8 protein-coding genes and 1 pseudogene are annotated in these 8125 nt (G+C 69.7%); 6 read left to right on the top strand and 3 right to left on the bottom strand.

All coding sequences use genetic code 11. From position 1 onward, the window contains the following. A pseudogene (locus tag ABZV91_RS31540) lies at positions 1 to 514 on the top strand (hypothetical protein); the annotation flags it as partial. A 50-nt stretch (positions 515 to 564) separates the two neighbouring features. Then, on the top strand, positions 565 to 1170 hold the full coding sequence (locus ABZV91_RS31535) for a hypothetical protein (protein ID WP_355249377.1): 606 nt from the start codon (positions 565 to 567) through the stop codon (positions 1168 to 1170). A gap of 94 nt (positions 1171 to 1264) precedes the next feature. Here ABZV91_RS31535 and ABZV91_RS31530 read toward each other — a convergent pair whose 3' ends face one another. Beyond that, positions 1265 to 1963: a class I SAM-dependent methyltransferase gene (locus tag ABZV91_RS31530; protein ID WP_355249376.1), complete on the bottom strand. Its 699-nt coding sequence runs from the start codon at positions 1961 to 1963 to the stop codon at positions 1265 to 1267. Between the two features lie 680 nt (positions 1964 to 2643). Here ABZV91_RS31530 and ABZV91_RS31525 point away from each other — a divergent pair. From ABZV91_RS31525 to ABZV91_RS31515, 3 genes are all read left to right on the top strand, one after another. Beyond that, complete coding sequence (locus ABZV91_RS31525; RefSeq protein WP_355249375.1) at positions 2644 to 3885, top strand: oxygenase MpaB family protein; 1242 nt, start codon at positions 2644 to 2646, stop codon at positions 3883 to 3885. 426 nt (positions 3886 to 4311) lie between these two features. Next, positions 4312 to 4962, top strand: a complete 651-nt coding sequence (locus ABZV91_RS31520; protein WP_355249374.1) for a cutinase family protein — start codon at positions 4312 to 4314, stop codon at positions 4960 to 4962. Between the two features lie 151 nt (positions 4963 to 5113). Then, entirely contained in the window at positions 5114 to 5329 is a 216-nt protein-coding gene (locus ABZV91_RS31515; RefSeq protein ID WP_355249373.1) for a hypothetical protein, read from the top strand. Positions 5330 to 5367: 38 nt separating this feature from the next. On the opposite strand, the gene ABZV91_RS31510 is transcribed toward ABZV91_RS31515, so the two are convergent. Together ABZV91_RS31510 and ABZV91_RS31505 are read right to left on the bottom strand one after the other, a co-directional pair. Next, positions 5368 to 5982, bottom strand: coding sequence for a dihydrofolate reductase family protein (locus tag ABZV91_RS31510; protein ID WP_355249372.1), 615 nt, complete (start codon positions 5980 to 5982; stop codon positions 5368 to 5370). 86 nt (positions 5983 to 6068) lie between these two features. After that, on the bottom strand, positions 6069 to 6869 hold the full coding sequence (locus ABZV91_RS31505; RefSeq protein ID WP_355249371.1) for a hypothetical protein: 801 nt from the start codon (positions 6867 to 6869) through the stop codon (positions 6069 to 6071). A 258-nt stretch (positions 6870 to 7127) separates the two neighbouring features. On the opposite strand from ABZV91_RS31505, the gene ABZV91_RS31500 reads away from it, so the two are divergent. Continuing rightward, positions 7128 to 7859 carry an alpha/beta hydrolase gene (locus ABZV91_RS31500; protein ID WP_355249370.1) on the top strand — a complete coding sequence of 244 codons (732 nt, stop codon included), beginning with the start codon at positions 7128 to 7130 and terminating at the stop codon, positions 7857 to 7859. Positions 7860 to 8125: the final 266 nt, after the last annotated feature.

The raw sequence follows: 8125 nt of genomic DNA, 5'->3' as shown, positions 1-8125 counted from the left end.
GGCGCAGAACGTGCGGACGATCGGCGCCGCCGCCCCGGGCACCGCGGTGCGCACCATGGCCCTGCCGCTGGGCTCGTCCCCGGCCGACCCGGTCGCACCGAGCGGAAACGCCTACGGTAAGTCGAAATTGGCGAACTTGCTGTTCACCTACGAACTGGCGCGGCGCCTCTCCAGCACTCCGGCGACCGCGCTGGCCGCCCACCCCGGCGGTGCGAGCACCGAGGTGTTCCGCTACTCCCCCGCCGCGTTCCGGCTGCCGAACCTGGCCATCGCCCGGCTCTTCGGCCGCACCCCGGCCATGGGCGCGCTCCCGACGCTGCGCGCGGCCACCGATCCGCTGGCCGCGAGCGGCGACTACTACGGGCCCGCCGGCCTCTTCGAGATCCGCGGCCACCCGGAGCGGGTGCGGTCCAGCGCTCATTCACACGACCGTCGCCGACAGGAAAGCCTCTGGTCGGCATCCGAAGAGCTGACCGGGGTGCGGTTCGCTGTGAGCGGAACCCTCGACGGGTGAAACGGCGTAATCTTGTAATCAAGTAATCGTTGTAGCTGGGAAGGTGCACCATGAGACAGGGACATCGGGGGCGCGGATTCGGCCGGCCCGGCGGCTGGCAGCAGGCCGACCTACCGGACGCGGCGGACGCGGCGGACTGGTTCGCGGGGCGATTGCCCAGCGACTGGTTCACCGGCAGTCCCGCCATCGAGATCGACCGGGACGAGATCGTGGTGGTCGGCGAACTGCCCCTCCCCGCTACGGATGAGAAGCCCGCGGATGTGGCGGCGGGCGGGGACGAGACCACCCGCACCGTTCCGGAGGCGACGAAACAGGGCGCGGTGGCGCGGTTCCGCGAGACCACCCGGGGCGCGCGAATGCAGATCGCCGACGAGGCCCAGCAGCGCTACGGCCGCAGCGTGGCCTGGGGCGTCTCGGTCGACGGTGAGCGGATTCTGTTCACCCATCTGGCGGTACCGGTGATGACACGTCTGCGCCAGCCGGAGCGCAAGGTCCTCGATACGCTCGTCGACGCGGGGGTCGCACGGTCCCGGGCCGACGCGCTGGCCTGGACGGTGAAACTGGCGGGTGAGCACACGGAGAGCTGGCTGGAGGAATTGCGCGCCGCCATGCGCAAGGTCGAGGATCTCCGATCCGAGGGCCCGCAGGGGCTCTGAGCCACGAGCCGGTCGGCCGCGTCCGGCCTCCGGTCCTCCGGTGGTCCGGGCGCGGCGCCACCGGAGGGCCCGCCCGCGGGCGATGCCGGCCCGCTCAGCCGAGGTGCGCCGCGAGCAACCAGGCCGGTACCGATTTGCGGCCGTTCGGTTCGTCGCGCAGATCCTCGAACCGCAGCAGCGGTTCACCGGCCGGAGAATCGAGGCGCTCCGGCAGATTCGCGTGAATGCGCGCCGGGGCGATCTCATCGATCACCCAGTAGGTCGATACCGCGTCGCGGAGTTCGTCGGCCGTGACGGGCGCGGGTCCCGCGCCGGGGAGTTCGGGAAATCCGGCCCGGTCGAACACCAGCGCGAAATAGGCCGCGCCCGGGGCGGCGGCCCGCGCGATCGACCGCAGGTACCCCTCCCGCGACGCCACCGGAATCGAATGGAACAGCGTGCTGTCGACGACGGTACCGAAGCGGCCGTCGTAGCCGGTGAACGAGGTGATGTCGGCGACCTCGAACGTGGCGGTGGCCAGGCCCCGCCGTTCGGCTTCGGCGCGGGCCGATTCGATCGCGGTCGGCGCGAGGTCCAGGCCGACGGTGGTGAAACCGCGCTCGGCCAGATACAGCGAAATGGCGCCTTCACCGCATCCGGCGTCGAGAACATCTCCGTGGAATCTGCCTTGGTCGATGAGTGCGGCGAGTTCGGGCTGGGGTTCCCCGATACTCCACGGTGGCGCGACGTCCGGCCCGAACGGACCGGTACCGCGATAGACGGATTCGAATTCGAAATCACCCGGTGTGGTCATACCCCCACGATTAGCAGCCGCTTCGGCGCATGTACATGTAACCCGAGACCGGATACCCCGCGTCGGGCCTCGGGCCGTACCGGCGACCGTTCGCCGGAACCGCATCGGCGACCGATAGCTCCCCGGCGGCCGCCGGTCCCATCTCTCGGGCGGGATCCGCACGCCGACGGCAGGGTGGGAGGCGGGCCGTGCCGCACAGCGATCCACCGACATGGCGTGGACCGGCTGGGCCGGTGGCGCGGTGTTGTACGCGACTGGGCAAGACCGCACCACCAGGCGTCGCTCCGGTCGAACGGCGCAAGGTCGATCTGTCCGCCGACCACCGGCGGCGCATAAGAGGGTGTGCGGACCGGCGTCTTCGACCGACCGTCTGAGTCAGCGACCTGCAGTTATTAGTCATTCTCCAGCACATCGAAGATTCAGCCGACCGATCCGGCTGCCCCCCACCGCGGCCACCAGGACGCCACGCGGCGCACAAGGCGGAGGCATACACGCAGCAAAAGGCAATATAACGAGCGAATATTCACGCCAATGGCCGTGGACGGCCCGAGCCCACCCACAACCCGGATTCGTCGAACAAGACACTTGTACAGTTGTTAAGTTACTGAGTATTCTTCCTCTATCAACCCGGTGACGCAGCTGCGCCACCGCGATGCTCGAACTCGACGAGGAGTGGCGACATGGACCGACTCAACAGGCGGGATGCGTTGAAAGCCGGCGGGGTACTGGGCGCGTTCGGCGCGCTCGCCCTCGCGACCCCGGCCCGAGCCCAGCCGTGGACCTGGTCGCCGCAGGGGTCGGTGGCGGGCAGCGGCGCCGGCGTCGACCCACTGGGCGTCTGGGATCCCGAAGCCGACGAACTGGTCGCCTCCCTGCTCGATCGCGGCGCGGTACCGGCCGTCAACGATCTGCTGCGTACCTGGACCCGCAACGGTCAGCCGTTACCGGGCGGGCTGCCCCCGGATCTGCGGGACTTCATGGAATACGCCCGGCAGCTGCCCCAGTGGACCGATCCCGGCAAACTGGCCACCGCCGTAGATTTCAACAAGAAACGCGGTCTCTACCTCGGCGTGTTGTACGGCCTCGCCAGCGGCATGATGAGCACGGTCATCCCCAAGGAAGCGCGGGCGGTCTACTACTCCAAGGGCGGCCACGATCTCAAGGACCGCATCTCCAAGACGGCGAAACTCGGCTACGACATCGGCAGCGGCAACGCCTACGGCCCGGACGGGCAGATGGTCGTCACCTGTGTCAAAACGCGTCTGGTGCATGCCGCGGTGCGGCATCTGCTGCCCCAGTCGCCGCACTGGGTGCATTCGGCCGACGAGGACATCCCCATCAGCCAGAACGACATCATGGTCACCTGGCACAGCCTGCCCACCACCGTGATGCGTCACCTCACGGCCTGGCAGGTGCCCATTCCCGTCCAGGAATCGGACGCATTCCTGCATTCCTGGCAGGTCGCCGCGCATCTGCTCGGCGTCCGCGACGAGTACATCCCGAATTCGTGGGACCAGGCCGACTCCCAGGCCGCGCAGGTCCTCGATCCGATCATCGCGCCGACCCCGGAGGGGGTGAAACTGGCCGACCGGCTACTGCGCCTGGGGACGAACCTCGACCTCGCCATTCTGAGCAAAGGGGTCCTCGGCTCCTTTACGCGCTTCCTGCTCGGCGACAAGATCGCCGACGAGCTGGCCATCGCCCGCGAACCGGTGTGGGATCCGCTGCTGCGCTTCAGCTGGGGCCCCTTCATCGCGGTCCGGGAGGGCATCCTCACCGTGGCCCCGCCGACACAGGAGGCGTACTGGCTGTTCGACGAGTTCCTTCGGCAATTCGCCCTGTGGTATCTGGCGGAACTCCGGATGCCGATCAGTATCGAGCTCCCGATGATGAACCGGGATATGAGTCGGCCACCGCGCTGACCCGGATGTCGGCCGAGCCCGCACGGACCGTGTCCGTGCGGGCGTGTGCACCGCCGGGCGTCCACCCGGGGCCCGGGCCGCGCTCATCTCATGGGAGCTCCGCCGGCGACGGTCTCCCGCCTCACTCGATCAGCTGCACCTCCGGTGCGGATGGAGCAGTCATGCCCACACGATGGCAATCCGGCGTCGCCGCTTGCGTTTTCGCGCTCGTGGCCGCAGTCGTACAGGTCGGCGGAACCCCGGTAGCGGCGGGCAGCCCGACCCCGTGCCCCGATCTGTACGTCGTGGCGATCCCCGGAACCTGGGAGACATCCGATACCGAGCCCGGTACGGGCATGCTCGCGGCGACCGTCGCCCGACTCCCGGGCAATGTGGCCGTCGACTACGTCGCCTACGCCGCGACGGCCTTCCCCTGGGAGGGCGAGGGTGTACGGCCGCTCCCAACAGGAGGCCACCGATCGAGCGCGCGATATGGTCGCGTCCGCCGCCCGGTCCTGCCCGGCGACCCGTATCGCGATACTCGGCTACAGCCAGGGCGCGCACGCGGCCGGTGATCTCGCGGCCGAGATCGGCGCCGGGTCCGCCACCGCGCCGCCCGAGCGAATCGTGCTGGTGGGCCTGATCGCCGACCCCCGGCGCTCGCCGGCGGACACCCTCATCGGCCCGGCGGTACCGGGAGCCGGAGCGGTCGGGGCGCGGCCGGGCGGTTTCGGCGCACTCGGCCCGCGCACCTACACGTTCTGTGTCGACGGCGATCTGTACTGCGCGATGCCCGACGGCGATATCGCCGGACGCCTGGCCGGACTGGTGGTCCAGATGTCGAACCCCGATCCGACCGATATCGGCACGTATCAGCGGCAGGCGGTCGCGCTGTTCGGCGATGCGCTGGCCGCGGGCGGCCTCGGCGTGCTCGCCGGGCAATTCGACGCCTCCGCCTACGAGCAACGCCGGAAGCAGATCGAGGACTTCCTCGAATCCGGTGCGCACCAGAGCTATCCCACCTACGTTGTCTACCCCGCGGGCGCCACCGCCCTGACCTGGCTGCGACAGCGCCTGATCGAGGCGGCGCACTACTGAGCACCGGCGACGCGGTCGACAGCTCCGGGAAGCCAGCTGTTGCCCGGTGCCGTCCACTGCCGGTCCTTGATCATCCGGCGTGCCGCGCGCCGGTTCCGGCCGATCAGCCGGTCCAGATACGTCGAACACGGTCACCGGAACCGCGGGGGTGGTGAGCCGCGGGTCACCAGAATTACTGCGCGGCTACCTCGAGGACCGGATCGCCGCGCTCCGCGCGATCGGCTCGCGGATGGAGCATCAACTCGACCGCCACTGGCCCGACCAGAGCGCCGCGGACGATCTCATCGCCGAACACGCCCGGCTGCGGATCCGGACCGAGATCGAGTGGCACGAGAAAGTGCTGGCCGGTATCGGCAAGCCCGACTGAGCGGTACCGCAGCGGTCCTTTGGCCACATCGCCCTGTCTCACCTGGACCGGGGCAGATGCGCCTTCGCCGCCTCGTATGTGCTCGGCCCGGTCGGTTCGCCCGGGCGGTAGACGAGGTGCACGACTCCCGTGGTGAAGGCCTGGGCGGAGACCAGCCCCAGCGGGATCGGGACCTCGCCCCCGTCGAACAGGCGCAGGCCCCGGTGGAGCGCGATCGGGTGCACCAGCAGGTGCAGTTCGTCGAGTAGTCCGGCGATGAGCAGTTGGCGCACCACGGAGACCGATCCGCTCATGGCGATATCCGAGGTGCCCGGCTCGTTCTTCAGCGCGGTGACGGCGTCGACCAGATCGCCTCGCAATCGCTCGGAATTGCGCCAGGTGAACTCGAGCTCCCGGGTGGATACGACGATCTTGCGGGCATCGCCGAAAACCCGGGCCATGCCCGCGTCCTCGCCACCCGCGGCCTCCCGGGCCGGCCACGCCTCCGCGAAACCTTCGTAGGTCTTGCGGCCCAACAGCAGGGTGTCGGCCGAACCGATCCGACTGCCCACCGCGGCGCCCATGTCGTCGTCGAAGTACGGAAAGTGCCAGCGGTGGGGATCCTCCACGACACCGTCGAGCGAGACGAACAATCCGGCGGTGATCTTCCGCATCGATTACTCCTTGGGTCGTGACGCCGAGTCGGTGTTCATCTCGTCAGACGACCGGCGGCCCGGGAACTCATCGCGCGGAAGGCACATCATCGGACATGGTCGTCCGACGACGCTGCGGCAGGTCGAGCACCGCGGTCGGCACCGAACAGTGGTCCGGCCGCGGCCGCGACCGGAGTACAACCGAGGGCTCGGAACAGCGACCAGATGGTCACCTGGGTCGCGGTCAGCACCGGCACACCCGCGGCCTCGGCAAGAACTGCGGTGAGATGGTCGGTGTGCAGCGCGGTTTCGGGCAGCAACACCAGCTCGGCCTCCGGATGTGCCGCTCGTGTCACCAGGTCGACGATGCGCTCGTCTCCCCACCGCGCCAGGTCGCGGTCGGTACGCGCATTCGCGTCGACGCGGCGCACGACCGCCGCGTGCGTCTCACCGAGGTGGGCGATGAACCCGTCGGTGAAATGCGCTGGATAGACCGACGCCACACCGATTCGCCTGGCTCCGAGATGGCGGACCGCGTCCTGGAAGCCGCGCAGTGTGGTGGTGCCGCGGCATCCAGCGACTCGAGCCAGGGTGGCCAGCTGGCGGGCATGGTCGTGGGCGCTGCGCAAGAAACCGGCCGAGGTGACCGCGAGCGCGACGGCGTCGAACCGGCCCGCGGAACCGTCCAGCGCGCTCGCGAGCAGTTCCGGGTCACCCAGTCCGGCCGCCGCGGCCGCGAGACGGTCATCCGGCATATCCGCCAGGCCCTCGGCCACGCCGGGCGGCCACGGCAATTCCACCACCTCCAGTCCGGCCGGCGGCGATGTCCGCGCCAGCAGTCGCTGAAAGTCCTCGACGTCGGCATTCGCCGTGGGGAAGAGCGCACCGAAACACACAGTCTCCATCATTGGAGGTCGCATACCCGGGATCGGTGGCACGAAATCGTCTCGACGGTAGTGAGCCGGCTGCGGCCTCCGGCCCGCACCACGGCGAAAATCTGTTGGCGGACCACGGCGACCACTGCTACCTTTCCGGAGGCTGTGCCGGAGAACGAGGAGGTGATACCCGTGAACGCAGTATCGATACGGGTGCTCCCCTGCGGGGTCACGGTCGGGCGATAGGTCGTCCGGGAGCGCCGCTCGAGAGCACTCCCGAAAGGCACGACAATGCAATTCACTTCCGAACAGCGCTTCGACGACGGCGTCCTCGAACGCGCGTTCACTCTGGGCGAGATCCCCGGCCTCCTGTGGACGCCCGGATCCGTGGCCGCACCGGCACCGCTGATCCTGGTCGGCCACCCCGGCGGTCTGCCCACGATGTATCCGCGATTGGCGGCCCGGGCGCGGCACGCCGCCGCGGAGGGCTTCGCCGCGGCCACCATCGAACTTCCCGGAAGCGGTGACCGGCCCCGGATCGCCGCCGCCGAGCAGGCCCGCGCGGACCTGCTCCGGGCGCTGCGGGCAGGCGAGCCGGTCGCCGACGAGATCGTCGACCGGCTCGTCCTCCCGCTGGTCGACGAGGCAGTCCCGGAATGGCAGGCCGCCCTGGACGCTCTCCTGGCGCTGCCCGGCATCGGTGGCCCGGTCGGCTACTCGGGAGGAGTGATCTCCCTCGGCGTCCGGCTGGCGGTGGTCGAGCCGCGTATCTCGGCCGCTTTGCTGTTCGCCGGAAGTTTCGTGCCCCGCAGCATAGTCGAGGAGGCCCGGCGGGTCAGCATCCCGCTACAGGTGCTGTTGCAGTGGGACGACGAGGGAAACGACCGGCAACAGGCCCTCGACCTGTTCGACGCCTTCGGCTCCGAACAGAAAACGCTGCACGCCAATATGGGCGGGCACACCGGCGTCCCGTGGTTCGAGGGGGACGCCGGGAACCGGTTCTTCGCCCGGCACCTGAAGTGAGGCAGGCCGTTCGGGCCGGCCGCGGACGATAAGAGCTGTCGGCCGGGATGCCACGGTCGCGTCCGGAGTGGCGGGAGCGGCCGCCGGACCGATCGCCGCCAACCCGGCAGACGATCCGAGCACGGTAGGACCGGCGATCGGTGGCCCGGCCACCGATCCCCGGTGTTAACGGTGGGTTTGTGACCTGGGGGGGAGTGGCGCGGCGCGGTGTGGGGGGGGCGGGGGGCGGGGGGGGTGCCGCCCGCCGCGACCGGTTTGCGCATCCG

This window comes from Nocardia sp. NPDC004568, assembly GCF_040609955.1.
In the GTDB taxonomy this organism is placed as follows: Bacteria; Actinomycetota; Actinomycetes; order Mycobacteriales; family Mycobacteriaceae; genus Nocardia.
The sequence above is the reverse complement of the archived record's forward strand: the minus strand, read 5'-3'. Positions and strand labels throughout refer to the sequence as shown.

What these genes read in the sequence shown, in the direction of transcription:
- ABZV91_RS31535 (WP_355249377.1), top strand. Translation starts at nt 565, where the DNA reads ATGAGACAGGGACATCGGGGGCGCGGATTCGGCCGGCCCGGCGGCTGG.
- ABZV91_RS31530 (WP_355249376.1), bottom strand. Translation starts at nt 1,963, where the DNA reads ATGACCACACCGGGTGATTTCGAATTCGAATCCGTCTATCGCGGTACC.
- ABZV91_RS31525 (WP_355249375.1), top strand. Translation starts at nt 2,644, where the DNA reads ATGGACCGACTCAACAGGCGGGATGCGTTGAAAGCCGGCGGGGTACTG.
- ABZV91_RS31510 (WP_355249372.1), bottom strand. Translation starts at nt 5,982, where the DNA reads ATGCGGAAGATCACCGCCGGATTGTTCGTCTCGCTCGACGGTGTCGTG.
- ABZV91_RS31505 (WP_355249371.1), bottom strand. Translation starts at nt 6,869, where the DNA reads ATGATGGAGACTGTGTGTTTCGGTGCGCTCTTCCCCACGGCGAATGCC.
- ABZV91_RS31500 (WP_355249370.1), top strand. Translation starts at nt 7,128, where the DNA reads ATGCAATTCACTTCCGAACAGCGCTTCGACGACGGCGTCCTCGAACGC.